Genomic DNA, 24,927 nt, shown 5'->3' with positions numbered 1-24,927 from the left:
TCGTCAGCATCGCCCTTCCGATAACGCCGATGAGCAACGCCGCCCAACCAAGAATCGGCATCCACCAAGCTAATGCCCCTACTACAACGACAATGACACCAATGACGGTAATCGCTTGTCCAATTTTCGGGAATAACATATCCGGAAAGCTTGCTCTCGCGACTTGGGAAAAACCGATTACAATCGGAACAGGGAGAAAGCTGAACGCGGTTGCTCCCAGCGTAAATTGTGGCCAATAGGGCGCGATTCCCGACAGGAAATCTCCCGGCACGAGAAACACGATCGGCAATAGCCAAAGCCGCTTGGATTTATACGCAGCGGCCCGCAATCCGCGGTTCGTCTTCGTCAAGAACGGAGAGGCGTAATCCGCAGTATGCCGGCGGACAAGAAGCCCTTCGACAATGAGGAAAAGTCCTGCGATGACAGGGACCGTCAGCGCCATGCCGCCGAACAGATCGATGTCGCCCGGCGTCCACCCACGATACCCAAAGTCGGGACCCCATTGCTGAAACGCATACAAACCGAAAAATGCGATTGCTGCAAAATAGATTGGCGATGCAATCTGATAATAGAACGAAATCATCGATAAAATAGCGACTGCAGAAAACAGTGCAATCCAGCCGATATCGACAGTCAAGCCGATTCCAGATAGGAGGATCGATAGGATCAACGCAGGCAACCATGATTCAGCGAGCAGCCTTTTCATTTCCGTCAGGCCAGGGTGAAGTCGCACGAGGAAGCTGCGCCGTTCCCGCTTTACCCGGAAATACCCTAACCCGACCGCCGCCACTATGGCAATCAACCAAACGGGATTCAGGAAAAATAGTGCAATAGCTTGTAACAGATCCACTAGTACTTGTTCACTCATCAAACGTCACCATCCCATCCCCGAAAACATGATTATTCCCTATTGTATCAAAAGAAATGGCTCGCGTGTGAGACGGCTGAAAAAATTCTCTCACTTCCTCCTAATTGCGCAGTAAAAAACTCCCTGCCAATAAGCAGGGAGCATAGAAAGATGGAAGTTAATGGGGCCCTTGAGCGATTTATTGAGCCCTTCTCAGTTCAGTCGTTCAACAAATGATGCACGTAGCCGATTGCGACTTGCAGCTGTTTGTCGTTTGCTTTATCTTTTCGGTAGTTCTCAACGTGTTCGCGGATCGCCGCGAAGAATTTACGGTCCATGATGCTTTCTGGCGATACTTTTGCATCGACTCGGAACTCATGGACGGCAAGGGCGGTCGCTTCGTCAAAGTAGCCATCATCCCGTTCAAGCTTATAGCCGAGGCCGGACAGAAGCCGTTGTCCGTAGGCGATATCTTCGTGATAGTCGCCGGTTGCATAGACGTCAGTCGAGAAACGGATATGCTCGGTGAACAGCTTGCTTTGCTCGGTTTCCAAGTCGACATTTACGCCCTTCCCGTGAATCCATGTCTCTTTCGGTGTCAGCCATTTATGTGTGGATAACTTCATTTCACCGCCATTCGAAAGCTCCATCGTATCTTGGACGGTCCCTTTGCCGAAGCTAACTTGCCCGATAATGAACCCTCTTCGCAAGTCCTTCATTGCGCCGCTCAACACTTCACTAGCAGATGCGCTCCCTTTATCCTGAAGCAGGACGATCGGTATTTTTTTCAGTTTTTCATCAAAATTGAATTTCTCTGAAGGCTCTACAACGAGCGGTGTCAATTGGCCTTTCGCGTTTTGCATGTATGCGAAGACCGTGTCATCCTGCAATAAACTTCCGGCAACCTCTCCGACAGCCCGCAAATAGCCGCCCGGATTGCCGCGCACATCGATCACGAGCGCCTCTGCTCCGCCTTTGATCATGTCATCGGTCGCCTTTTTCCATTCGGCCGCCGTTTCATCACCGAACATCGTCAACGCTATGTAACCGAATTTCGTGCCCCTTTCCTCCATCAATTCAGCTGTCACTGTTTTTACAGGAATGACTTCACGCATCACTTTCAATTCAAGATGCTTATTCAAGTCCGGCCTGTAAATCGTCATGTCCAAGGCAGTCCCTTCTTTGCCCCGGATTTTCTTGATGACTTCCTGCAACGTTAAGCCCCCGAGCGCCTCCCCGTTGATGCGGACAATTTCGTCATAAGGCTGCAAGCCCGCTTTCTCGGCTGGAGATCCTTTAATTGGCGAGACAATGATATATCTTCCGCCAGACCTCGTGATTTCCGCACCGATTCCGACCTTTTCCCCGGCGAGCGATTCTCTGTGTGCCGCGGCTTCCTCTTCCGATAAATATGTGGAATATGGATCACCGATAACATCTGCCATGCCGCGCAAAGCCCCTTCAATGAGCCTGTCCCCTTCCACCGGGTACACCGCATTCTCCTGAATGATGCCATACGCTTCGTCAATGACAGGGAAAGCCCCTTTCATCACCGAATCCGCCCTTTTCCCTTTATCCGCGGAGCAACCGTCCAACAGTAGAAATACGCTTGCCGCCATTACCGCTAGTATCGCAAAAACGAAAAACCGGCTTCTGCGCATCGATAACATCCCTCCTCCGTCCACTATATGAACGGAATGGGCATGTTACGACAACAGAAATCCGGCTTTCTTCAATCTAAATCGTCGATAAGCATTTGCAAAGTCGATTCATCCATCGGCCCTTTAACAATTTGGGAAATGGTTCCATCCGTATTCAGCATATACGTCGTCGGAATTTGAAACACTTGATACTCTTCCCCGACAATTCCCGTTTCATCCAATGGAATTTTGAACGTCAAACCGTAGGAATCACTGAATTCCTGGACAACTTTCACGCCACGGTTTTCGCTGCTCGTCAAATTGACAGCGACGATTTCCACGTTGTCATCCTCTGCGGAATTCTGGTAATAATTTTGCATATGCGGCATTTCCGCCTTGCATGGCGGGCACCATGTTGCCCAGAAATTTAGGACAACCTTTTTCCCTTTCAGTTCGGACAATTTGAGCATCTCGCCGTCCAATGTCGCCAATTCGAAGTCAGGCGGGAGGTTGCCAAAGTCCAATCCGACGTCACCTTCGGCAGTAGTTCCTTCCGTTCCATCCTTCGATTGGATCAGGACGCTGGATTTATCAATTGGATCCGCTTTCTTCACATTTTGGTTGATCATAATGGCTACCATCGATCCAATGAGCAATGCAGCGATTACGTAACCGATCACTTTCTTATTCATCCTGTTTCCCCCGTTCAAATGTTGATTCCTTCAAAAACAGCATAATGAAAAACACCCCGATCAATATCGTTACGAGAAGCGGCGGATTCATCAAACCTTTCGGCTGGATGGCAGCGACAAAGACATGTGCTGCCATAAATAGCATTGAAAGCTGAACGATATGACTTCCGTTTAGACCTACGTTTTTCCAATTGAAAAGTAATAGAACTAGAAAGACGACAACCGTTCCGATAGATGCGAACAAGTTTCCTTTATTCAACAGCACCATCGCCACTTGGAAGACGGCTTGGACGGAGACTGCGCCGATGAATAAAGCAACGAGCATATCCTTATCAATCCGTTTCTTCCACCAGTCAAGCCATGTACGGAACAACACGAAAGCCAATCCAAGGATGAATCCGACAAGTCCTCCATTGAAGTAAAGAAGCGCGAACGGTGCATGGATGACGATTTTGAAATCCGTAATGATCACTGATAATTTCCATATAAGGATGAGATAAAAAATCGCGTCCCCGAACCGATTCGCGGGCTTCTTCCCGTATTTCAGCCGAATAGCAATATATGAAAGAATACAGGCAGCAATGAAAGCAATCCACGTGGAAGGCACTGTTAAATTGCCGATTAAGAACAGTTTGGTGACAGTCATTCGAGCTTAAACCCCTTTGATATCCTTATACGGATAATGCTAATGGAAAAACATTGACGTTGCGAGCATAATGCCTCCAGTATCGCGGACAAATGGGAAGACTTTGTGAAGTATCGCATTATCGAAAAAAGGAACTGCACCTCCGATTGACGACCAATCAGGGTACAGTTCCTACAGGTTTTAGTTAAAATGAAACATATCGTAATGGATTCACAGCGCTCGGACCGGATGCTGTCCAGTTCCCGATGTGCATTTCAAAATGCAAGTGAGGACCCGTGGATGCTCCCGTATTGCCGACAGCTCCGATATATGTGCCTTTGTCAACAACTTGTCCACTGCTGACGCCGATTTTCGATAGATGTGCGTAAACTGTCGTGAAAATACTGCCGTTCGTTGAATGGGTAATCATGATGACATTCCCGTAGCCGCCCATCTGTCCGGCATACGAAACGACTCCGTCCCCAGCCGCTACGACCGGTGTTCCAATCGGTGCGGCGAGGTCCGCTCCACGATGTTGACGTTTTGTATGATAGATCGGGTGCATCCTCCAACCGAATGAAGATGAATATCGGCCATTGGCAGGTTTCGTCCAGAAGCCATTGGATACATGTGGCAATGAGCCTGGTTTAGCTGCCGCAGCCGCCTCTTGCTCTTTCCGTTTGCGTTCTGCCTCTTTACGGGCGATTTCCGCGATACGCTTCTGTTCAGCAATTACTTTTTTCTCCAACTGTGCATCTACTTCAATTGCTTCATGAAGTTCTTCTTCCAATTGGTTCTTTTCTTCAGAAAGCCTTTCCTGCTCCGCTTCCAATTGATCAATCACTTTACCTTTTTCTTGTTTTCTAGCTTTCAAATTCGCTTTCAGCTTATCAAGCTTCGCTTTGCTTTCTTCCAACTCTTTCAGTTTCTTTTCGACGAGCTTCTTTTCAGCTTCAAGCTGCTCAATATCTTCCTGCTGCTTACGCATAATATCACGGTCCGCATCCATCAGTGTTGTAACTGCGGAAAAACGGTCGATGAAATCAGCGAAACTGTTTGCTCCAAGCAGAACGTCTATGTAGCTTACATCGCTGCCCTTCACTTGCATTGCACGTACGCGTTCCCGAAGAACGACATCGCGTTCAGCGATTCTTTTTTCAAGATCTGCAATGGATTCCTTCAAAGCTTCGATTTCTTCATTCGTTTTGTTGATCTTATCGATGACGCGGTTGATGTTCGCGTTCGTTTCTTCGATTTCCTTATTCAATGCACTGATTTGGTTTAAGAACTTTTGGATTTCATTCTTTGTCGCCTTGATTGCATTATCTTTATTCTCCATGCTGGTTTTCAGATTTTGCTTTTTCTGTTGGTTTTGCTTTTGTTCCTTCTTCAAATCGCTCAATGTACTCGCCAAAGCCCCTGATTCGCCTACAACCGAGGCCATCAGGAGGACAATGACAAAACTCGCCATAATCCATCTACGCTTGTTCAACTTCTTATTTCCCCCTTTAAGCTACTGCTGCAGGTTGTTTCATTCACTATCGGACTCGCTGGGGACTACAGCATTCCCCACTTTCGTGACAGCCTATTAGGCTCTAAGAAATTTGCGGACAGACATGAAACTGCCCCATACTCCGATAAACACGCCCATGAAAAGAAGAAGGCCATTCACCTGAAGAATGAAAGGTGTTGCATTCAATAATTGGAATAATTCGTTCTGCAATCTTGGCTGCCATTGCGAATAAAGCTCATAATACGAAACGGAAATGACGACCATCGGGATGATCGCTCCGAGTACGCCCAGCCAAACACCTTCCAGTACGAACGGAATCCGTACGAAACTATTAGTTGCACCTACAAGTTTCATAATCTCAATTTCTCGTCCTCTCGCAACAATTGTGAGACGGATCGTATTTGAAATTAAGAACATCGCAGTGAATAGCAGGGCAAGAATGAGCACCATTCCAATGTTTCGGCTCATATTGAGCACATTGAACAATTTCTCGATTTTTCCTTCGCCGTAGACAACTTGATCTGTATTGTCGTACGTAGCAATTTCCTCGGCGACTTCAGCTGTCTTCTGGGGATCCGCCGCTTTTACATAGAAAGCGTCTCCTAACGGATTGCTCTGCTTGTAAAGGTTCAATTCATCCCCGAAGGATTTGATCATCTTATCTAATTCTTCATCCTTTGTCGCATGGATGACTTCACTTACACCGGATGTTTCCCGGACTTGCTTTTCCAATATTTTCACAGCCTCGGCATCTGCCGCCGGTTCCGTGATGACTTTGATTTCCACGTCATTCTCTAGATTATCCGCCAATTGGTTCAAGTTCATCATAATAACGATGAACACACCGACGAGCAGGAGCGTGACGGTAACCGCACTGACAGAGGCGAACGTCATCCAGCTGTTCCGGCCGAGGCTTTTCAGACTCTCTCTGAGATGCCGCCCCATCGTCCTAGCCTTCATAATCGTATACCCCTTCATATTCATCTCTCGTGATCATTCCGCCATCGACGACGATGACCCGATGTCTGATTGTATTTACAATCTCTTTATTATGCGTGGCCATGACGATTGTCGTGCCGCGTGCATTTATCTGTTCAAATATCTTCATGATTTCCCAAGATGTATCAGGATCCAAGTTACCTGTCGGCTCGTCCGCAATGACGACCTTCGGGACATTGACAATCGATCTCGCAATGGAAACCCGTTGCTGTTCCCCACCCGACAGTTCGTTCGGGAACATCCTCGCCTTTTGTGTCAATCCGACCAGTGCCAATACATCATTCACTTTTTTGCGGATCTGCTTCGGCGATTCCTCGATCACTTCAAGCGCGAACGCGACATTCTCGTAAACATTCAATTTAGGAAGCAGTTTGAAGTCTTGGAAGACGACGCCGATCTGTCTTCTTAAATAAGGAACTCTCTTATTCCTTAACGTTGCTAGATTAATGCCGTTTATAATGATGTCGCCTTTTGTCGGGGATTCCTCGCGATACATCATTTTAATGAACGTCGATTTCCCCGCTCCGCTCGGCCCAACGACATAAACGAACTCGCCTCGAGCAATTTCGACGTTGATGCCATTTGCAGCAACGACCCCGTTCGGGTATTTCTTATAAACATCTTTCATCATAATCATGTTAAAACCACCTGAATCGTATTGTCTTCCACATTTTTTGCCGACAAATTTATTATAACATGTATAGGCTTGCTTAGTATTACAGATATGTTTCATTTGGTCTGACACAATTCAACAGCTGTTTTTTCGAAAGACGGTGAATCGACATTATGCGCCCTCTTCCCTTTTTCACTATAAAAATATCTATAGTTTATTTGATTTAAAGCATTCATTTTTGCGTTTGAACCGCTTTCCTTTGTAATGTCCATGCAATAGTTTGGCAATGAATTCCCACTTTTTATTCAACAAAAAAATGCAACAGGCCAGTTATGACCCATTGCATTTTTCACAACACTTATTTTTTTTCAGCAAGCCATTTTGCGACTGCATCCAGGTCTTCACCTTGAATTAATCCGCCAGGCATGCCGTTCGATGTGCCGTTTTCGATAATATCGTGGATTTCACTTTCGGAAAGCTCGGAGCCAATGTTCGCCAATGCCGGAGCAGATCCACGTCCTTCAAGATTACCGCCATGACAACTTGCGCAGCTATTCTGGAAAACCTTATCCGCGTCAACTGCAGCCGTATCTCCTTCACCGGCATTGTCGTTGCCGCCGCCGCATGCACCAAGTACAAGAGCCGCGCCAAACATGACTGCTACTAGCTTGTTCTTCATATTGTTTCCTCCCGTCATAAAATGTATCCTACAGTCCCTAGTATACCAAAGGATCAGGATTATACACCGCAAGGGCAGGCACCCATTTTTATCAAATTGATGACAAATTGGAAAGTTTTTCACCAAGCGGATGTATCTCATTGACCTTTACCTTTTACTATTGCCGTAAATCGGATTTTCAAACCTTTTTGGTCGGTAGTGGAGAGCGGATTCGATGAGTCATTAGTCCCGAAATGATCATATATACTGGGAAATGATCGATAACTGTCGGGAAATAAACGATAAGTCGGCTCAATTGATCGATAACTATTGGGAAATGAACGATATCCGCCGGGAAATGATCGATATCGCCGACACAGCATGTGAACACTTGTGAATAAAACAAAAAAGCGCACCGAAGTGCACTTTTTACGTTTCACTATGAAATTTTCGAGCGTAAATAGGCGTTGATGAACATATCGATTTCCCCGTCCATGACGGCGCCGACGTTACCTGACTCCTCATTCGTACGGTGATCCTTCACCATGGAGTATGGATGGAACACGTAGGAACGGATCTGGCTTCCCCAGCCGATTTCCTTCTGCTCACCCCGGATTTCAGCTAAACGCGCCTCTTCCTCTTCCACCTTAATTTGGTAGAGCTTCGCTTTCAAGAGGTTCATCGCACGCTCACGGTTTTTGATCTGTGAACGTTCCGTTTGACACGTCACGATTGCGCCAGTCGGAATATGCGTAATCCGTACTGCGGAATCCGTCGTATTGACGTGCTGACCGCCTGCACCGCTTGAACGGTACGTGTCGATTTTCAAGTCTTCCGTACGGATTTCGATGTCGATATCACCATCGAATTCAGGCATCACTTCCACAGAAGAGAAGGATGTGTGACGACGGCCCGAAGAATCGAATGGTGAAATGCGGACGAGACGGTGGACGCCTTTCTCCGCTTTTAAATAGCCGTATGCATTATGGCCTTTGATGGATAGCGTCACGGACTTCACGCCTGCTTCATCCCCGGCTTGATAGTCAAGCGTCTCCACTTTATAGCCTTGATCTTCAGCCCAACGTTGGTACATGCGGAGTAGCATGGAAGCCCAGTCTTGGGACTCCGTTCCGCCTGCGCCAGAATGGATTTCAAGAACGGCATTGCTGCTGTCGAACTCGTCACTCAATAGCATTTGTAAGTCGAAGTCTTCCATTTTCTTCTTGAACTCTTTCAACTCGGAAACCAGTTCTTCTTGAAGTTCTTCATCGGCTTCTTCGCGAAGCAATTCAAGCGTCATTTCCAAGTTTTCCTGCGTGTCGTTCAATTCATGGAATGAACCGACTGACGCTTTCAGTGCATTTGATTCTGAAATGACTTTTTGCGCGCTGTCCTGGTTATCCCAGAAGCCTGGCTCCAGCATCACTTCATCCAATTCCTGCATACGTGCCTCTTTGTTTTCTAAGTCAAAGAGACCCCCTGAAGTCCGCTAATTTCTTAGCTGTTTTGTCAAGCTCGTTCCGTACATCGGATAATTCTATCATAGTTGTTCCTCCTGAAATAAAAAAATGTGTCGAATAGTATTTCCGCTACAGGCGGACGCTTTCCACGGGCACGGCCTCAGCCGCTTCCCTCGCTGCGCTCAGTCCAGGGTCTTCATCCCGTGCTGTTCCCGCTGGAGTCGCCGCCTTTCGCTTCAATCCAGGTTACTTCAAAATTTGAAGTGACATAAATGAAACTTCCATCAGCAAGCATGGATAATCCTGCTCGCTGATGGGAAGTCAAGTTGTTGCGTGTTGTGCCAGGCAATCATTTGCCGTGGCAGTTTTTGTACTTCTTGCCGCTTCCGCAAGGGCACGGATCATTCCGGCCGATGTTGACAGCGCGGCGCACCGGCTTTTTCGTCACTTTTTCTCCGTCCTCTTTCGGGTTGACGGCTTGCCCTTTCGCTACTTCCTCGCGTTCGAGGTTGTTGCGGATTTCTGCCTTCATGACATATTTCGCAGCGTCATTTTCGATGGCCTCCACCATTTCCTCAAACATGGCGAAACCTTCCGATTGATAGGCACGTAGTGGATCGGTCTGGCCATATGCACGTAAATGGATGCCGTGACGCAGCTGATCCATCGCGTCGATATGGTCAGTCCATTTCGAATCAATCGCACGTAGAAGGACGACTTTTTCAAATTCCCGCATCCGGTCCTCTGACATTTCGGCTTCCTTCTCATTATAGCGTTCAATGACCGCATCGTGAATCATTGATTTTAATTCCTCTTCGGATTTTTCTTCCATGTCCTTCACCGTCAACCGGCCTTCCGGAAGGAGGTTCGCGCCTAGGAAATCTTCAAGGCCTTTCAATTTCCATTCCGTCTCTTTCTCATCAGGTGCATGCATTGCAACAGCACGATCGATGACATTCGTCAACATGCCCTCAAGGACTTCACGGATATTTTCGGACGCAAGCACTTCATTACGTTCCTTATAAATAATTTCACGCTGTTGACGGAGCACATCGTCATATTGCAGCAAACGTTTCCGGGAATCAAAGTTATTCCCCTCAACGCGTTTCTGTGCAGATTCAACGGAACGCGACACCATTTTCGATTGGATCGGCGTCGTGTCGTCCATACCTAGCTTCGTCATCATGCCCTTCATTTGCTCGGAACCGAAACGGCGCATCAATTCATCTTCAAGGGACAAGTAGAACTGTGTCACACCCGGATCCCCTTGACGACCTGAACGTCCACGCAGCTGGTTGTCGATACGGCGTGATTCGTGCCGCTCCGTACCGATGACCGCTAACCCGCCGACTTCTTGAACACCTTCACCAAGCTTGATGTCCGTACCACGGCCTGCCATGTTCGTCGCAATGGTGACGGCGCCTTTTTGCCCCGCTTCCAAAATGATTTCCGCTTCACTGCCATGGTTTTTCGCATTCAATACATTATGCGGAATGCCGTATTTTTTCAAGAAATTCGATATGATTTCTGATGTTTCAATTGCAACTGTCCCGACGAGAACCGGCTGTCCTTTTTTATGGCGGTCCTTAATATCCTCGGCAACCGCCTTATATTTCCCATCCAATGATGCGTAAATTAAATCCGGTCGGTCATCCCGCGCAATTGGGCGGTTCGTCGGAATGGCGATGACATTCATATTGTAAATATTACGGAATTCTTCCTCTTCCGTTTTCGCAGTACCCGTCATTCCGGACAGCTTATCATACATCCGAAAGAAGTTCTGGAACGTAATCGTCGCGAGTGTCATCGTTTCATTCTGGACTTCAAGGCCTTCCTTCGCCTCGATTGCCTGATGCAAGCCATCGCTGTAACGACGACCGCTCATCAAACGTCCCGTAAATGAATCGACGATGACCACTTCGCCCTCTTGAACGACGTAATCGACGTCGATATGCATGCTCGCATGCGCTTTCAACGATTGGTTGATGGCATGGTTCAACGTAACATGCTTCAAGTCGAACAAGTTCTCGATGCCGAAAGCTTTCTCCGCCTTTTCGATACCCGATTCTGTCAAAACGACACCTTTTGTCGACTCGTCATAGGAATAATCTTCTTCCTTTTTCAACGTAATGACGAAACGGTTCGCCAAGCGGTATAGCTCTGCCGACTTCGACGCTTGCCCAGAAATGATCAACGGCGTACGCGCCTCATCGATCAAAATGGAGTCGACTTCGTCAATGACCGCATAATGAAGCGGCCGCTGCACTTTATGCTCATCATACAAAACCATGTTGTCGCGCAAATAGTCGAACCCGAGTTCGTTATTCGTCGTATACGTAATGTCCGCCGCATACGCCTCGCGCTTTTCTTCTTTCGACAGGCTATTCAAGTTCAAGCCGACTGTCATGCCAAGGAATTCGAATAGCTCGCCCATCTCCGTCGCGTCACGGCTCGCGAGGTATTCGTTCACCGTCACGACATGGACGCCCTTGCCTTCAAGCGCGTTCAAATAAACCGAAAGAGTCGACGTTAACGTTTTCCCTTCCCCGGTCTTCATTTCCGCGATATTCCCTTCATTCAAAGCAGCCGCACCCATGATCTGTACACGGAACGGATACATGCCAAGCACGCGGCGGGCAGCTTCACGGACGACCGCGAACGCTTCCGGCTGTATGTCTTCAAGCGCCTCGCCATTCGCAACACGCTCTTGGAATTCTGCCGTTTTCGCTTTCAGTTGTTCGTCGGAAATCCGCTCCATTTCAGCTGCATGCTCTTCAACTTTATCTGCAATCTTGTCTAGACGTTTCAAATCTCTTTTATTCGGATCAAACATTTTATTCAATACGCCAAGCATTTAGGTCACATCCTCATTAAGTTCACCCCTCATTTTAACACTCTGAAAAGCACCGTGCAAATAGTCGAGGTAGATTCGTACAGGTTTTTTGAAAAATCGTTTTTCTATGGCGTTGCTGAACACCAAAAACGCATAAAGTCCCATATATGTTCATAAACGCTTTTCATTACGCATAATGCCAATGAAGTACGCATAAATTCGATGAAACTCTCATAAACCTTTAAATAAGACGCATAAACACCGCAAAAGATGCATGACGGCATGTTTCTATCCATAATAAAACCCCCGGATTTCTCCGGGGGGAAATGCGGGTCAATTTAATTTGTTTCAATCAAACCGTATCTTCCGTCTTTACGCTTGTAGACGATGTGTGTTCCGTCCGATTCAGCGTCTGTGAAGATGAAGAAGCTGTGGCCGAGCATGTTCATTTGAAGGATGGCTTCCTCTTGGTCCATCGGTTTCAAATCGAATTGCTTTGTGCGGACGACTTCAAATTCAGAGTCCTCGCTCACCTGTTCTTCATTGCCGTTCCTTTCCTTCTCCACGGATTGCAGGAAAGCTGCGACGCCTTCGCGTTCACGGAATTTGCGGTTTACTCTAGTTTTATATTTCCGGATTTGACGTTCGAGCTTGTCGACGATCAAGTCGATTGCCGCGTACATATCGTCATGGCGCTCCTCTGCCCGAAGAGTCAAATTCTTCATAGGAATTGTAATTTCCACTTTAGTCTGTTTGTCGTTATACACTTTCAGGTTTACGTGGGCTGTTGCGTTCGCGCCCTCTGTGAAGTATCTTTCGAGCTTCAATACTTTCTTCTCGACGTACTCACGAATTGCCGGAGTTACCTCAAGGTTTTCCCCTCGGATGTTAAAGTCTAGCATATGAACTCCTCCTTTAATTAACCGTTAATGTATACTTCTACATCTATATTCTAATCTCCTTCTTTTATTCGAAGGAAAATTAAAATCTTGTCGAATTGTGACGAATTCATCACGTTGGGAGTTTTTCAGCTTTTCTTCCCGTCGGCCGATCCGACTTCCGTCCGCCTACGCAGCTTCAGCTCATCGACGATCAACTTTGCGATGGAAGGGTCTTCAACAAAATCGATACCGTATTGGAAACCGCCGACGGATTGCTTTTTCCAAGCAACCTTTCCTTCGATCTCGATCGGCGTTTCGAAAAGGATGAAGTTGAGCCGCAAAGAAACCGGTCCCATCTCCGAAGGCAAATTGAAATCCGTTGCGATTTTCGTGCCACCCGGGCTGATATCGAGCAATATGCAGTTTCCCGGATTGGACTTCGTCGCACCTTCCCCGACAACAATCCGAAATGTCGCATCCAGCGGAATCCCGAATGAATGCCTGAAATACTCATGGCGCTTATACAGCATTTCACCACTCCGTTCCTTATCTATTCCCTATATTCAGTATACCAAATCTGGGGAGAATTATCGAACTTCAGCCAATTCCTTCGTCCTTCTCATCGTCCCGTCCAAAGTCTTAACGATCCGTTCATTATCGGCGACAGTCGCATGGACAGTGGCATTCACTTCTTCGAGGGAAGCGCTTGATTGCGCAAGAAGATCAGCGAATGCACCTGTCATTTCGCCGATATCTGCTGTCTCTTCCGCAACGACCTTCATTTTGGAATCAAACATCCCGAATTTCCGATGAAGCCGATCCAACGTTTGATGCATCAACTCGATTTTCTCTTCCGCTTGAACAGTCATCATGCCTTGCGACTTCAACTTTCCGGTGCTGGCTGCCAAATTAGTTTGCGACTGGCCGTTCATCGTATTGACGTCGTTCAAGTTGCCATTGATTTCCGCCAACGTTTCGGCTGTCAGATTGGCAAGCTTTCGGATTTCCTCCGCCACGACTGCGAACCCTTTTCCGTGACCTCCTGCGCGCGCCGCCTCGATTGATGCATTCAAAGCCAAAAGATTCGTTTGCTCAGTGATTGTCGCAATCGATTTTGCAAGCGCATTTGTCCGTTCGATATTGTGGGTGAGTGCGCCAAATGAACTATTCAATTCATTCAACAGCTGCTCGACCTCCTCCATGCCGGTTCGCACATTGCGCATCAAGCCGACAACTTCATCAGACTCACTGCGCAATTCCGAGGCTTCCGCAACCATCAATTGGGTCTCATTCCGCATATCCAACACATCGGTCTGTGTCCGTTCGGCATTTTCAGCGATCCTGCCAATCTGCTCGGCTTCCTGCTCCACGCCCACTGCAATCGTATTCATAATGCCAAGCAATTCCTGCTGGGAGGCAAGATGCTGCTCAGCAGTCGTGCCAATCGACATTAGATCCTTCGCTACTTGCTCGACGTTTTCATTCAAACTGCGGTGTTTCCGTTCCTCTTCCATTGCAAGTTCGGCCTGCTCCGCCGTGAATTGATTCACACGTGTTTCCAGTTTCTTTGTCTGCCTAATTTGGATAAGCAATCCGACAGCCATGAGAACGAGCGGCAAGATCATGCTCCCTTTGCTTGACGCAATCTGTTCCTGGTAAGGGTAGTTCGTCAAAAACACGATCAGGACAAACATGGACATGACAAAACCATAAGACAGGATCCACATCGATACGTGGACGCTAGCGATTCCTGCAATGAAAAACGCAATGCCCGCCGTCGCAATGGAAGGATCTCCGACAATTCCGTTGAAAACGGCTGCCGCTGCTGTAATTCCAATGATGACCAATGGAAATAGCTTTTCAATAAAGACGAATTTCCGTGATAACAGATAAAGGACGATTGATGTTGTCATCGGTATCGTCATGCTGATCGTCTTTAGCGCATCCTGGCCGGTCATAAAATAAAAGATTGCACCGATGAAGCTTGACGCACCGAGCGTGATGAATAATATGAAATTCTTCTTTGCAAATTGCTCCTGCATTAATTTATCCACATGTGCTGCTCCCATTTTCTTTCCCCCTTATTGGTTCAAGTAATCTTTTGTCTCTATTTTCAATGTATCACGAATAGTAAAATTGTTCCATATGAAAATGGTGCTGAGGTCTTGGAAGCAGTTATGTTGATTAGGAATCAAATTGCGCACAAAAAAAGACGAAGGAGAAATTATTCTTTCCTTCGTCGATCAAAAATCCTATTATCATTGTTTCGTATCATAGAAAGTCCCGTCCCGGGCCACCTTACCATATGGATTGACATAGCTTTTAACATGTTCTTTCTTAGACTGGGAAGCTGTTATGTCGGAACGTATCAATTTCAAGTAAGAATTAAGGGCAGCAGAGACCTCTTTTTCGAGTGCGACAAGGTCCTTTCCCAACGTCTCTTCTTCCGGTGTGAAAGGAGCGGCTATTTCCGTCTGCAAGGCATCCCTTTCATCAAGCAACCGATTAACTTCATCGATGAGGGCGTCCCGCTGCTCTGCCTTGGTGCGGCTTGTTGCGGACAGGAGCTGCTTCGTCGTTTCCTGCCACCGGATCATCGCCGGCCGGATCATATTTCGTCCGTATTCGCGTACTGCTTCGTACGATTGATCTGAATCACTTGTTTCCAAGTATCGCGAAACTCCGTAATGATTTCAGCGGCTTCGTTGTAAAGCGCGATGTCGTTTTTTATATTTCCTTCGACAAGGCGGTTGTTGACGAAATCATAAAGCACCATCATGTTCTCTGAAACCGGAACGGACATATCCAATGTGACCATCAACTCGGATACGATGGCTTGCGCCTTTTGTGTCGCCGTGTTCTTTTCCTCGATGTTGCCTTGTTCCATTGCCTTCTTCGCCTGTTGAATGAATTTCAAGCATCCATTATACAGCATAAGCGTCAATTCGCCAGGGGTCGATGTATTCACAGAGTTGTTCTGATACGTTGCATATGGATTATTAATTGCCATTAATTGCATGTCTCCTTTAGAGATTCTATCGAAGCAAATAGAATCATTTTCTTACTGGTTGATGAATTAAAGATTATTGACCTAATGCACTCATAAGACTTGCAGATTGCGCGTTCGCTCGCTGAATCGCCGTCTCCATGGCTGTGAACTGCTTCCAAAGACGGTTTTCTGTCATGCGCAAGCGTTCTTCGAAACGTTCGATCTGCTTGTTCATAGCATCCAAGTTTTTACCCAATGTAAATGTGTCATTCACATCGCCGACTTTTCCTGCCCGCTTGGCGATGGACTTTTGTGCCTCATCAACCGCAGTACGTAATTGCCGGGCTAACCCAATATTTTTGGTCGGATCTGCATCTTTACTAGCGTCGCGTGCAAATAGCTCATGTACTTTATTTGGATCTTCAGCAATTGCCTTTTTCAACTCTTCCTCATTGATGACCAATTTACCATTATCTAAATATGCGGATGATGTTGTAATACCGATATCTTTCAAAGATGTTCCGTTCACCGAACCCATCAACGCAGTCCGCATTTTTGTAAGCATTGAGGTGATTTCGGCATCATTGCGCAACGTACCACTTTTCGCTTTCTCTTCCCAAAGCTCAATTTCTTTCTCTTTCATGTCCTTTTTCTGTTCCGCAGATAGCGGTTGGAAATCCCGATATTTAGGCTCCCGGATTTGCTTATTCAAGTCTTCGATGAGTTTGTTATATTCGTCGACGTATTTGACGACCGATTCGAAGATTTTTTCAGTGTCCGGAGCAGAGTTAAATGAAATTGTTTTTCCGGGTTCGGTAACCTGTTTTAGATTTACTTCGAAACCATTAATTTGGAAAGTGTTTGAAGAACGTTCAGTTCTTAGGCCATTGAATGTGAATTCGGAATTGACACCTGCAGTACCTTTACTAGATGAGTCCCCACTTATACCCAAAGACGTCGCTAAGTCCCCTTCTACGACAATTTCATTACCAGAATCGGATTTTCCGCTATTCTTGGCAGTCAAACCAATTTTCCCAGTAAAAGAATCATAAAAAGCATTTACCCCGGTTTTCTTGTTAATTTCCTCTACTACCGATTTAATAGTATCTTTTGTTGGATCAAATTTTATTGTCACTGGTTCAGAGGGCATTTTTCCCTCTTTATCAATTGCGTAAATCTTAATTTCAGTGCCAGATATCCCCAACTTATCTAATGTCGTCTTCTCCGATTGATCTGCTGTAAACTTAATTTCCTCGGTGCCTTGTAATGTGGCATTCTTAGCCAATCGATGGATCTCAATTGTGCCTGAAAAATCACTTGTTGATGTCAGGTTCTTAATAGCAACATGATCAGGTGACGAAACACTCACTGTCTTCGCCGTAAAATTCGTTGACAAGATCATATTGCTGAGTGTACTCTGGCTAAAATCGAACAAATTGCGGTTCACAGCCCGATAGTCAGCCAATTGCCATTCCAAGTACTGTTTCTTCTGTGTAATCTTGTCCAAAGGAATCCGATTCGCTGTCATCATGTCCTTAATAATCTGTTCCGTATCCATTCCTGTCGCTAATCCACTAATTCGCATGTTTTAGTAACCTCCTCAAATTTTTCGGTCGATGAGCAATCCGACAAACTCCTTCATTGCTGCGTAGACATCCATCAGTTTTTTCGAAGGAATCTCTCGGACCACTTCGTCTGTTTTCGAATCGACGATTGTCACGTAGTATTCCTTTAATTCATTATGCAATTTAAATCGTAGTTGCGTGTTCACGCTTTCCAAGAACTTATTCATACTATCGGTCATCTGCTGCGCTTTTTCAACGGGCAGTTGACGTTCTTCTCCTGCTTGCTGTTCGTTTTGTACGGAGACAGCCTGCACTTCCGCTACCGCGACTCCCCTGTCCGGCGTTGCGCTTTCCATGTTTGCGCTCAATTGCTGCGTGCCGTTCGCTCCTCCAATGCGTCCAACCATTCTCCCAACCTCCCTATATGTAAAAATCCCATTGCTCCTTATATCGGCCGCTGCCCAAGAAAGTTGAGTGGATTCGGGTAAAATAACCGTATTATTGGAAATGAAAAAAAGGCAGCAACCGGTTAAGGTCACCCGCCAATTTTCAAGCCAATCGCAGCAATTCATTTTTATCGACCTTTCCGACGTGCGTTTTCGGAAGCTCGGACACGATGATGAACTGCTTCGGGATTTTATACGAAGCCAAAAAGCCCTTGCAATGTGCAATCAGCATTTCTTCGTCAACAGTGCAATCTTCCCCTATCGTCACAAATGCAACGACTTTCTCCCCCCATACATCGTCTTCCGTGCCTACGACCGCAGCTTCCCTTACCCCTGAACAAGTGATGAGACACTGCTCCACTTCTTGCGGGTACACATTTTCTCCGCCGGTAATGATCATATCCTTCTTTCTGCCGACAATATAAGCATCTCCATCCCGATCGACCTTCGCCAAATCCCCCGTCCGGAGCCATCCGTCCCTAAGCGCCTCCCCTGTTTCGGATGGTTTATTCCAATAGCCCGTGAACACATGCGGGCCTTTTACGTACAACTCGCCGATTTCCTCTGCAACACAGTGATTCCCCTCTTCGTCCAGCACTTGCACCTCATTGAACAGCATACTTTTCCCTACTGAGCCGATTTTTCCCGTCGCCACTTCGGGAGTAATGAAAAAGTTATTCGGACCCGCCTCCGTTAAACCATACCCTTCCTTGAATCGCAGCCCTTTTTCGCGGAAGGAATGGTAAACCGTCTGCGGACAAGGTGCGCCGCCGGACAGGAAGACATCCATTGAAGGGAAGGAGGACTGCCGGAAGTACGCTGTCCCGGTCATCAACTGGTACATCGTCGGAACGAACAAGGAAATCGTCGCTTCGTATTTGTCTGTCGCCTTGAGCGCTTCCGTCGGTTCGAATTGATTGCCGACGACGACTGTTCCACCCGCCATGAGCAATGGGAGGCACAACGCGTTCAACCCGCCTGTGTGGAAAAGCGGCATGTAATTGATCGTCGTATCACGACCGGACAATCCCCAGCTTGCAATCGTGTTCAACGCGTTCCAGTTGACCGCATCGTGCGAAAGCATGACCCCTTTCGGCAACCCGGTCGTGCCGCCTGTATAGATGATCATCCACGTGTCGGAACGGTTGCCTTGATTAATCGGCTGCCAGTTCGCAGACGCGGACACCGTCTCGATGACGGAAAGTGAAATTGAGTCCTTCACGTTCAATCCGCCGATCCGACCTTCATAGTCATCATGAAAGAGAAGCAAGGCAGGCGCGGAGTCATCGAGCAGACTCTGCAATTCAAATTGGCTCAATCGCCAATTGAGAGGGACGTAGATGAGTCCTTGCAATCCGCAAGCGAACAGCACGGCGAAGAGCTCCGGACTATTCGGGGAGTAGACGGCTATGCGCTCCCCACGCGCATAGCCTTGCGCCTGGAAAAAGGATGCCCAGCGCGTGATCCTGTTTTTCAAATCCACGTACGTCCAGCACGTTTCCGAATGGACGTCGATCAATGCAGGCCGTTCCGCGGACAGTGCGGCCCTTTTCAATATCCAGCCATGCTCATGGAACACGCGGAACCCCTCCTTCTCTTACATCATTATGCCTCCGTCTACCTGTAAAACGTGCCCATGGACATAGTCCGATTCTGCGCTTGCCAAGAACAGATACGCATTCGCGATGTCCCCTGGCTTACCAAGCCGCTGCAATGAAACAGCCGACGCCATCTGCTTGACGACGTTTTCCGGCATTTTTGCCACCATCGCCGTCGCCGTGAAACCAGGCGCCACAGCATTGACATTGATGCCTTTCCGGCCAAGTTCCTTTGCCCATGTCTTTGTCATCCCAACAACCGCCGCTTTTGTCGCTGCGTAATTCGTCTGGCCGAAATTCCCATACACGCCGCTGACGGAAGACGTATTGATGATTTTCCCTGCACCTGCCGAAATCATATGAGGTGCGATTGCTTGTGTACAGTTGAAGACGCCTGTCAGATTGACGTCAAGCACACGCTGAAAATCTGCGGGATCCATTTTCAGGAGTGTCGCGTCTTTCGTGATGCCAGCATTATTGATCAGCACATCGATTTTTCCGTATTGCTCAAGCGCTTGTTCCACTAGGCTTGCGACGCTTTCACGGTCGACGACATCGACTTGCACAAATGTAACGTCATAGCCTTTTTCCTTTAAAACCGATTCCTGCTCTTTTCCTGTTTTCTCATCAAAATCAGCCATCACGATGGAAGCCCCTTCTTCCGCGAAGCGCTCGCACGCAGCAAGGCCGATTCCGTTCGCCCCTCCTGTGATGATTGCCACTTTCCCCGATAGTCTCACGCTGTCAGCTCCCTTACGCCAAAAAGTTTTCAATTGTTTTCGTCAGTTTATCCAAATTATCGACCAACGGCGAATGGCCCATATCTTTAAGTGAAATGAACGCCGCATTGTCGCCCAGGTCTTCCATAATTTCTTCTGTCATTTGTGCAGTGACGACATAGTCCCGGTCCCCTCGCAAGACGAGCACTGGGATATCGATATCCTTCGCTTGGTCCGTTCCCTCATTGACATCGTTATGATGCGGACTAATATTGAATGTGTTCAATGAATGATATACATCTGCCAAATTTCGCTGCGTCAGCATATCATCAACATATTCATCGTATTTCGCTGCATCCGGTTGATTATGCGTGTAGATCACTGCATTCCAGACTGCTTTCAGCCCGTCCCGGTTTTTCGTATCGTACAATCCTTGCATCGGTATTGTCTTGCCAGCATCCTGCTCGACGTCCTCGATCGTTTGGAGACGATGTTCGAGATCCGGACTGCCATCCTCCTTCGTCCCGAAAAACGGATAACCACGCGTCGAAGCGGATGCGAGCAATACAAGCTTTTCACATTTGCCCGGATGATCTGCCACGTATTGCATGCAGATCGCGCCGCCCGTCGACCAGCCGACTAAATGGAAATCTTTCAAGCCCAACGCTTCGATGAATCCGTGCAGGTCTTCCGAAAAATCGCGGATGCCTGTCACTCTTTCGTTATATGTTGATTCCCCGAAACCTCGCAGATCCGGCGCAAATACCTTATACTTTGGATCCAATGCGTCAATTAGGACGTCCCAATGCTTCGACGACGTCATATTACCGTGGACGAGGATGACGATTTGCTCGCCGCCTTCCCGTTCCCGATACGCAATCTGTTCATTGTTCGCCAAGGTCACTTTATTCAGTCCCACTTTTTGAAGTGCCATTTTCCTTCTCCCCCTCACTTCTTCCCCATTTCACCGTAATCGCCCCCCATGCGTAACCGATTCCTGCGCTGACGAGAACGGTGATATCTCCATCATTCAATTTATTTTCCTTTTGAGCAAGCTCTAAAGACAAAATTTGGTCCATTTGCCCGATATGCCCGTATTCATGTAAATAAACCGATTGCTCTTCATTCAGACCGAGCTCCCGCAGAACAAAATCATGCGCCGACTTCTTCATATGCAAGATTGCGAGGTAATCAATATCCTTCTCCGTAAGTCCGCTTTTTTCCAATGAACTACGGATGACCTTCAAGAAATTTTCCATTGACTTCTGTTCAAGCCGCGCTTTCATGCCGATCGGGTCCAAGACATCCAGACGGTAAAGGCCGTTGTCGAGATCTTCCACAGTCAGCGGCTTTTTCGTTCCACCGACAGGAACCACGACATCCTCCGAGAAGGATCCGTCCGTAATGAGTTCGGACTCCAAGACAATGTTCTCAGGATGATCACGCCGTAAGATCATCGCGGCACCCCCTGCCGCCAAGTTGAACATGAAGCGAGTCCTTTCATTTTCATAATCAATGAAATCCCCGTTCCGATAGCCACCAGCGAGAAGGACCGTCCGGATTTCAGGATCAGCAAGCATCAAGCTTTTCGCCACTTTCATCGCCATAATTGCCGTTCCGCAGCGGAGCGCGACATCGAATGCCCATGCGTGATAGGCACCGAGCTCCTCCTGCATTTTAATGGCGGCTGTCCATAACGGGTATTCCTTATGCTCTTCCCCGATATAGATTATGACGTCAATTTCCTTCGGGTCAACCTGCCCTTTCCAAAGCGCCTCGCGTGCCGCCCATACACCCATTGCGACGGTATGATCATGCTCACCGGGAATCGGTTTTTCCGTAATCCCCATCTTCGTCTTCACGACGTCGATCGGCAAACCGGACCGCTCCGCGATTTCCCCAGCAGTCATTTTAGTCGATGGGATATACGTGCCCGTACTAACAATCCCGACAGTCGTCATGAGACTTCCTCCTTCCCGAGCGGACGCGTTTTCGTTTTACGCTTCCAGAACTTCTCGCGTACCGTCCCGACGATGCCTCGTGGGAAGAAGATGACTGCCAGGATATAGACGATTCCGAAGAAAATGATCCATCTTTCAAAAATCGGATATTCTTTCGCAAGGCCGGATAAATAATGCTGGGCCAATTCGATGACACCTGCACCGACAATCGGGCCGATCAGCGTTCCGACGCCGCCGATGATCGTCATGAGCAACGCATCAAGCGTAATATCCATCGTCAGTACGCTTGTGTTGACGAATCGCAGAGAAACCGCGTAGAGCGATCCCGCCAAGCTGGCAATGACGCCAGCGACAACGGACGCGATGACTTTATAATGCAATGTGTTAAATCCGAGCGACTTTGTCCGCTGTTCATTCTCCCTTATCGCGACCAAGACGCGTCCGAATGGCGAGTTGACGAACCTGCGCAATAGCAAATAGACGAGCACAAGACAGATGAGCGTTACGAAATAAAACATCATCCGGTCTTTGAAAAACTCGGGTGCCTTGAACGTAAAGCCGTCATTCCCGTGCGTCACCGTACGCCATTTTTCCGCGAGCACTAGAAACAGTCCCGAAACGGCCAATGTGAGCATTGCGAAGAAATGGCTTTTCAGCCGCAGCGTCATCAGTCCGATGAAGAAACTGATCAAGGCCGCGAGCAGCATCCCGCACACAATCGACAGGATGAAAACGCCGATTGTCGGCTCCATTCGTTTTAGCATGACGGCGGTCGTATACGCCCCCATCCCGAAGAACATCGCATGCCCGAATGAGACGATACCCGTATAGCCAAGCAAAATATCATAGCTCATCGCCAAAATCGAAAAGATGAATATCTGTGTCAAAAGAATCGTCCATGTCCTGGAATCCGAAACGAGCGGGAAAACGGCTAGCACAATCACAATGATTGCGAGAAACAAGTTGTTCCATTGAAATTTGTTTTTCATGCCGTCACCCCTTTGCCGTGAAAAGCCCTTGCGGACGGAATATTAATACGATTGCCATAAGCAACATATTGACCGCTAGTGATAGAGCGGGAACGTAATACGCCATATAACTTCCCGCGAGGCCGACCAAAATGGCGGCAAACAACGAGCCCGGAAAGCTGCCCATCCCGCCGATAACAACGACGATGAACGCCAAAATCGCAAATTCAAAGCCCATTTCCGCATAGATGACACCTGAATACGGCGCAAACAGAACACCGCTCAACGCCGCAAGCGCAGCCCCCGCCATGAAGACGTACAAGAAAACGCGCTTAATATTGATGCCGAGCGACTGCACCATGTCTTTATCCATGACACCCGCCCGGACAATCAAACCGATTTTCGTCTTCTGCAGCATGTATTGGAAAATGCCAAACACGACGAAGCCGACGATGATGATGAACAGCCGATATTTAATGATGAGGACGTCCCCGAATTCCCAGCTCCCCGCCAAATACGACGGCACTTTTGCCGCGATTTGATTCGGTCCCCAAACGACTTTCAGCATTTCAGCAAGCACAAGCATGAAGCCGAGCGTAATGAGGATCTGCTGGACGTGATTGCCGTACACCGGCGTGATGATCAGTTTTTCGGTGATGAAACCTAGAATGATTCCTGTAAGGATGGCGCCGAGAATGCCGATGATGAAGCTTCCTGATATTGTATAGAACCATACACCCGAAAACGCCCCCCATGCGAACAGCCCGCCATGCGCGAAATTCAGCACACTCATGAGTCCGAAAATGAGCGTCAAGCCGGAAGCGAGAAGGAAGATGAGCATGCCCGTCGCCAAACCGTTCACTGTCAAATTGATAAGTAATTCCATCGTGCAGCCCCCTTCATCCGATTCCTAAGTATTTGCGTTTTATTTCTTCGTTGCGGATTAAATCTGCCATATCCCCTGCATGGACCGTCTCCCCGTCGTCGATGAGCGTATACCTGTCGCCGATCCGGCTTGCCATAATGAAATTCTGTTCCACTAGCACAATTGTCGTGCTTTTCTTCATTTCAGTAATTGCTTCCATCACCTTCTCGACGACGATCGGCGCCAATCCTTTCGACGGTTCATCAATGAGGAGCAGCTTGCTGTCATTGACGAACGCCCTCGCCATTGAAAGCATTTGCTTCTGTCCGCCAGATAAATGACCACCGTCCTTCTTCCAAAATTTCTTCAAATCCGGAAAAAGCCCCAGCACATAATCCTGGCGCGCGAACGCCGCTTCGTCTTCCTTGCGCATGGCAACTTTCATATTCTCTTCCACAGTCAAATCCCCGAAGATGCCTTGATCTTCAGGCACATAGCCAATCCCAGCGTTTGCGATCGTGTATGTCGCCTTTTTTGTAATCTCCTGTCCATCGAATTGGACGGCCCCTTTTGAAGCCGGGGTCAAGCCCATAATCGTCTTCAATGTCGTCGTCTTTCCGGCGCCGTTCCGACCAAGCAGCACGCTTACTTCCCCTTCACGCGCTTCGAATGAAATGCCTTGCAGGATATGGTACTGGCCGATATGCGTATGGATGCCATCAACTTTCAGCAAGGTTTTCATCGTAGAGGCCTCCCAAATACGCATTTTGTACGGTTTCATTGTCCATAATTTCCTTCGGGCTTCCGTCCGCCAGCAGCTTGCCGTTGAAGAGCACCATGATGGAATCCGATAAATCCAAAATCATATCCATTTTGTGTTCGATTAACAAAATCGTCTTATCACCCGTCTGTTTAATTTTCCGGATGACGTCCAATATCGCTGGTACTTCCTCGAGGGACATGCCAGCCGTCGGTTCATCGAGCAACAGCACTTCCGTATCGAGCGCAAGCAGCATTGCGATTTCAAGCTTCCGTTTCTCCCCGTGGGATAATTG

25 protein-coding genes are annotated in these 24,927 nt (G+C 47.7%); all 25 read right to left on the bottom strand.

What is annotated here, in order from left to right:
• Window positions 1-868: PDZ domain-containing protein (locus AWV70_RS15955; RefSeq protein ID WP_160327671.1), on the bottom strand; the 868-nt coding region annotated here is incomplete at its 3' end.
• A gap of 197 nt (window positions 869-1,065) precedes the next feature.
• Window positions 1,066-2,508 carry a S41 family peptidase gene (locus AWV70_RS15950; protein ID WP_060209281.1) on the bottom strand — a complete coding sequence of 481 codons (1,443 nt, stop codon included), beginning with the start codon at window positions 2,506-2,508 and terminating at the stop codon, window positions 1,066-1,068.
• Between the two features lie 71 nt (window positions 2,509-2,579).
• Window positions 2,580-3,179 (bottom strand): peroxiredoxin family protein, encoded by a 600-nt coding sequence (locus AWV70_RS15945; RefSeq protein WP_060209279.1) that lies wholly within the window; start codon window positions 3,177-3,179, stop codon window positions 2,580-2,582.
• Window positions 3,172-3,825 carry a hypothetical protein gene (locus AWV70_RS15940; protein WP_060209277.1) on the bottom strand — a complete coding sequence of 218 codons (654 nt, stop codon included), beginning with the start codon at window positions 3,823-3,825 and terminating at the stop codon, window positions 3,172-3,174. Before AWV70_RS15940 ends, AWV70_RS15945 begins: the two co-directional genes overlap by 8 nt.
• A gap of 184 nt (window positions 3,826-4,009) precedes the next feature.
• Complete coding sequence (locus AWV70_RS15935; protein WP_235588706.1) at window positions 4,010-5,296, bottom strand: murein hydrolase activator EnvC family protein; 1,287 nt, start codon at window positions 5,294-5,296, stop codon at window positions 4,010-4,012.
• A gap of 96 nt (window positions 5,297-5,392) precedes the next feature.
• Window positions 5,393-6,277 (bottom strand): permease-like cell division protein FtsX, encoded by an 885-nt coding sequence (gene ftsX / locus AWV70_RS15930; RefSeq protein ID WP_060209272.1) that lies wholly within the window; start codon window positions 6,275-6,277, stop codon window positions 5,393-5,395.
• A complete protein-coding gene (gene ftsE, locus AWV70_RS15925; RefSeq protein ID WP_060209269.1) occupies window positions 6,267-6,953 on the bottom strand; it encodes a cell division ATP-binding protein FtsE in 687 nt (228 codons plus the stop codon). The genes ftsX and ftsE overlap by 11 nt, the downstream gene beginning before the upstream one ends.
• Before the next feature lie 334 nt (window positions 6,954-7,287).
• The gene (cccB, locus tag AWV70_RS15920) at window positions 7,288-7,608 is read right to left on the bottom strand and encodes a cytochrome c551 (protein ID WP_060209267.1); all 321 of its coding nucleotides are present in this window, start codon (window positions 7,606-7,608) and stop codon (window positions 7,288-7,290) included.
• Window positions 7,609-8,026: 418 nt separating this feature from the next.
• A protein-coding gene (gene prfB / locus AWV70_RS15915) for a peptide chain release factor 2 (RefSeq protein WP_153010018.1) occupies window positions 8,027-9,128 on the bottom strand; the annotation gives its coding sequence in 2 pieces (ribosomal slippage) (window positions 8,027-9,055 and window positions 9,057-9,128; 1,101 coding nt in all).
• Window positions 9,129-9,396: 268 nt separating this feature from the next.
• Window positions 9,397-11,901 carry a preprotein translocase subunit SecA gene (gene secA / locus AWV70_RS15910; RefSeq protein WP_060209264.1) on the bottom strand — a complete coding sequence of 835 codons (2,505 nt, stop codon included), beginning with the start codon at window positions 11,899-11,901 and terminating at the stop codon, window positions 9,397-9,399.
• 317 nt (window positions 11,902-12,218) lie between these two features.
• A complete protein-coding gene (gene hpf, locus AWV70_RS15905; RefSeq protein WP_060209261.1) occupies window positions 12,219-12,782 on the bottom strand; it encodes a ribosome hibernation-promoting factor, HPF/YfiA family in 564 nt (187 codons plus the stop codon).
• Window positions 12,783-12,907: 125 nt separating this feature from the next.
• On the bottom strand, window positions 12,908-13,291 hold the full coding sequence (locus AWV70_RS15900) for a PilZ domain-containing protein (protein ID WP_060209259.1): 384 nt from the start codon (window positions 13,289-13,291) through the stop codon (window positions 12,908-12,910).
• A 57-nt stretch (window positions 13,292-13,348) separates the two neighbouring features.
• Window positions 13,349-14,830 carry a methyl-accepting chemotaxis protein gene (locus AWV70_RS15895; protein WP_060209257.1) on the bottom strand — a complete coding sequence of 494 codons (1,482 nt, stop codon included), beginning with the start codon at window positions 14,828-14,830 and terminating at the stop codon, window positions 13,349-13,351.
• Between the two features lie 189 nt (window positions 14,831-15,019).
• The gene (locus AWV70_RS15890; protein ID WP_153010016.1) at window positions 15,020-15,430 is read right to left on the bottom strand and encodes a hypothetical protein; all 411 of its coding nucleotides are present in this window, start codon (window positions 15,428-15,430) and stop codon (window positions 15,020-15,022) included.
• Complete coding sequence (fliS, locus tag AWV70_RS15885; RefSeq protein WP_060209253.1) at window positions 15,370-15,771, bottom strand: flagellar export chaperone FliS; 402 nt, start codon at window positions 15,769-15,771, stop codon at window positions 15,370-15,372. The genes AWV70_RS15890 and fliS overlap by 61 nt, the downstream gene beginning before the upstream one ends.
• A gap of 73 nt (window positions 15,772-15,844) precedes the next feature.
• Window positions 15,845-17,335 carry a flagellar filament capping protein FliD gene (gene fliD, locus AWV70_RS15880; protein ID WP_060209250.1) on the bottom strand — a complete coding sequence of 497 codons (1,491 nt, stop codon included), beginning with the start codon at window positions 17,333-17,335 and terminating at the stop codon, window positions 15,845-15,847.
• Window positions 17,336-17,350: 15 nt separating this feature from the next.
• Window positions 17,351-17,722 (bottom strand): flagellar protein FlaG, encoded by a 372-nt coding sequence (gene flaG / locus AWV70_RS15875; protein WP_060209247.1) that lies wholly within the window; start codon window positions 17,720-17,722, stop codon window positions 17,351-17,353.
• A 142-nt stretch (window positions 17,723-17,864) separates the two neighbouring features.
• Window positions 17,865-19,340: a class I adenylate-forming enzyme family protein gene (locus AWV70_RS15870; RefSeq protein ID WP_060209244.1), complete on the bottom strand. Its 1,476-nt coding sequence runs from the start codon at window positions 19,338-19,340 to the stop codon at window positions 17,865-17,867.
• An 18-nt stretch (window positions 19,341-19,358) separates the two neighbouring features.
• On the bottom strand, window positions 19,359-20,099 hold the full coding sequence (gene fabG / locus AWV70_RS15865; RefSeq protein ID WP_060209242.1) for a 3-oxoacyl-ACP reductase FabG: 741 nt from the start codon (window positions 20,097-20,099) through the stop codon (window positions 19,359-19,361).
• A gap of 13 nt (window positions 20,100-20,112) precedes the next feature.
• The gene (locus AWV70_RS15860; protein WP_060209239.1) at window positions 20,113-21,012 is read right to left on the bottom strand and encodes an alpha/beta fold hydrolase; all 900 of its coding nucleotides are present in this window, start codon (window positions 21,010-21,012) and stop codon (window positions 20,113-20,115) included.
• Complete coding sequence (locus AWV70_RS15855) at window positions 20,984-22,039, bottom strand: 3-oxoacyl-ACP synthase (protein WP_060209237.1); 1,056 nt, start codon at window positions 22,037-22,039, stop codon at window positions 20,984-20,986. Before AWV70_RS15855 ends, AWV70_RS15860 begins: the two co-directional genes overlap by 29 nt.
• Complete coding sequence (locus AWV70_RS15850) at window positions 22,036-23,028, bottom strand: branched-chain amino acid ABC transporter permease (RefSeq protein WP_060209234.1); 993 nt, start codon at window positions 23,026-23,028, stop codon at window positions 22,036-22,038. The genes AWV70_RS15855 and AWV70_RS15850 overlap by 4 nt, the downstream gene beginning before the upstream one ends.
• Window positions 23,029-23,032: 4 nt before the next feature.
• A complete protein-coding gene (locus AWV70_RS15845; RefSeq protein ID WP_060209232.1) occupies window positions 23,033-23,893 on the bottom strand; it encodes a branched-chain amino acid ABC transporter permease in 861 nt (286 codons plus the stop codon).
• A 13-nt stretch (window positions 23,894-23,906) separates the two neighbouring features.
• Entirely contained in the window at window positions 23,907-24,614 is a 708-nt protein-coding gene (locus AWV70_RS15840) for an ABC transporter ATP-binding protein (RefSeq protein WP_060209228.1), read from the bottom strand.
• The coding region (locus tag AWV70_RS15835) for an ATP-binding cassette domain-containing protein (RefSeq protein ID WP_153010015.1) at window positions 24,592-24,927 on the bottom strand (336 nt) is incomplete at its 5' end. The genes AWV70_RS15840 and AWV70_RS15835, both read right to left, overlap by 23 nt.

It is taken from the genome of Sporosarcina koreensis (genome assembly GCF_001531445.1).
GTDB lineage: Bacteria > Bacillota > Bacilli > Bacillales_A > Planococcaceae > Sporosarcina > Sporosarcina koreensis_C.
Note: the sequence above shows the minus strand (reverse complement) of the source record. Positions and strands in the feature narration are given on the sequence as shown.

Excerpts from the sequence above, each read along its gene's own strand:
- AWV70_RS15950 (WP_060209281.1), bottom strand. The coding sequence starts at position 2,508 with ATGCGCAGAAGCCGGTTTTTCGTTTTTGCGATACTAGCGGTAATGGCG.
- AWV70_RS15945 (WP_060209279.1), bottom strand. The coding sequence starts at position 3,179 with ATGAATAAGAAAGTGATCGGTTACGTAATCGCTGCATTGCTCATTGGA.
- AWV70_RS15940 (WP_060209277.1), bottom strand. The coding sequence starts at position 3,825 with ATGACTGTCACCAAACTGTTCTTAATCGGCAATTTAACAGTGCCTTCC.
- ftsX (WP_060209272.1), bottom strand. The coding sequence starts at position 6,277 with ATGAAGGCTAGGACGATGGGGCGGCATCTCAGAGAGAGTCTGAAAAGC.
- ftsE (WP_060209269.1), bottom strand. The coding sequence starts at position 6,953 with ATGATTATGATGAAAGATGTTTATAAGAAATACCCGAACGGGGTCGTT.
- cccB (WP_060209267.1), bottom strand. The coding sequence starts at position 7,608 with ATGAAGAACAAGCTAGTAGCAGTCATGTTTGGCGCGGCTCTTGTACTT.
- secA (WP_060209264.1), bottom strand. The coding sequence starts at position 11,901 with ATGCTTGGCGTATTGAATAAAATGTTTGATCCGAATAAAAGAGATTTG.
- hpf (WP_060209261.1), bottom strand. The coding sequence starts at position 12,782 with ATGCTAGACTTTAACATCCGAGGGGAAAACCTTGAGGTAACTCCGGCA.
- AWV70_RS15900 (WP_060209259.1), bottom strand. The coding sequence starts at position 13,291 with ATGCTGTATAAGCGCCATGAGTATTTCAGGCATTCATTCGGGATTCCG.
- AWV70_RS15895 (WP_060209257.1), bottom strand. The coding sequence starts at position 14,830 with ATGGGAGCAGCACATGTGGATAAATTAATGCAGGAGCAATTTGCAAAG.
- fliS (WP_060209253.1), bottom strand. The coding sequence starts at position 15,771 with ATGGCAATTAATAATCCATATGCAACGTATCAGAACAACTCTGTGAAT.
- fliD (WP_060209250.1), bottom strand. The coding sequence starts at position 17,335 with ATGCGAATTAGTGGATTAGCGACAGGAATGGATACGGAACAGATTATT.
- flaG (WP_060209247.1), bottom strand. The coding sequence starts at position 17,722 with ATGGTTGGACGCATTGGAGGAGCGAACGGCACGCAGCAATTGAGCGCA.
- AWV70_RS15860 (WP_060209239.1), bottom strand. The coding sequence starts at position 21,012 with ATGGCACTTCAAAAAGTGGGACTGAATAAAGTGACCTTGGCGAACAAT.
- AWV70_RS15855 (WP_060209237.1), bottom strand. The coding sequence starts at position 22,039 with ATGACGACTGTCGGGATTGTTAGTACGGGCACGTATATCCCATCGACT.
- AWV70_RS15850 (WP_060209234.1), bottom strand. The coding sequence starts at position 23,028 with ATGAAAAACAAATTTCAATGGAACAACTTGTTTCTCGCAATCATTGTG.
- AWV70_RS15845 (WP_060209232.1), bottom strand. The coding sequence starts at position 23,893 with ATGGAATTACTTATCAATTTGACAGTGAACGGTTTGGCGACGGGCATG.
- AWV70_RS15840 (WP_060209228.1), bottom strand. The coding sequence starts at position 24,614 with ATGAAAACCTTGCTGAAAGTTGATGGCATCCATACGCATATCGGCCAG.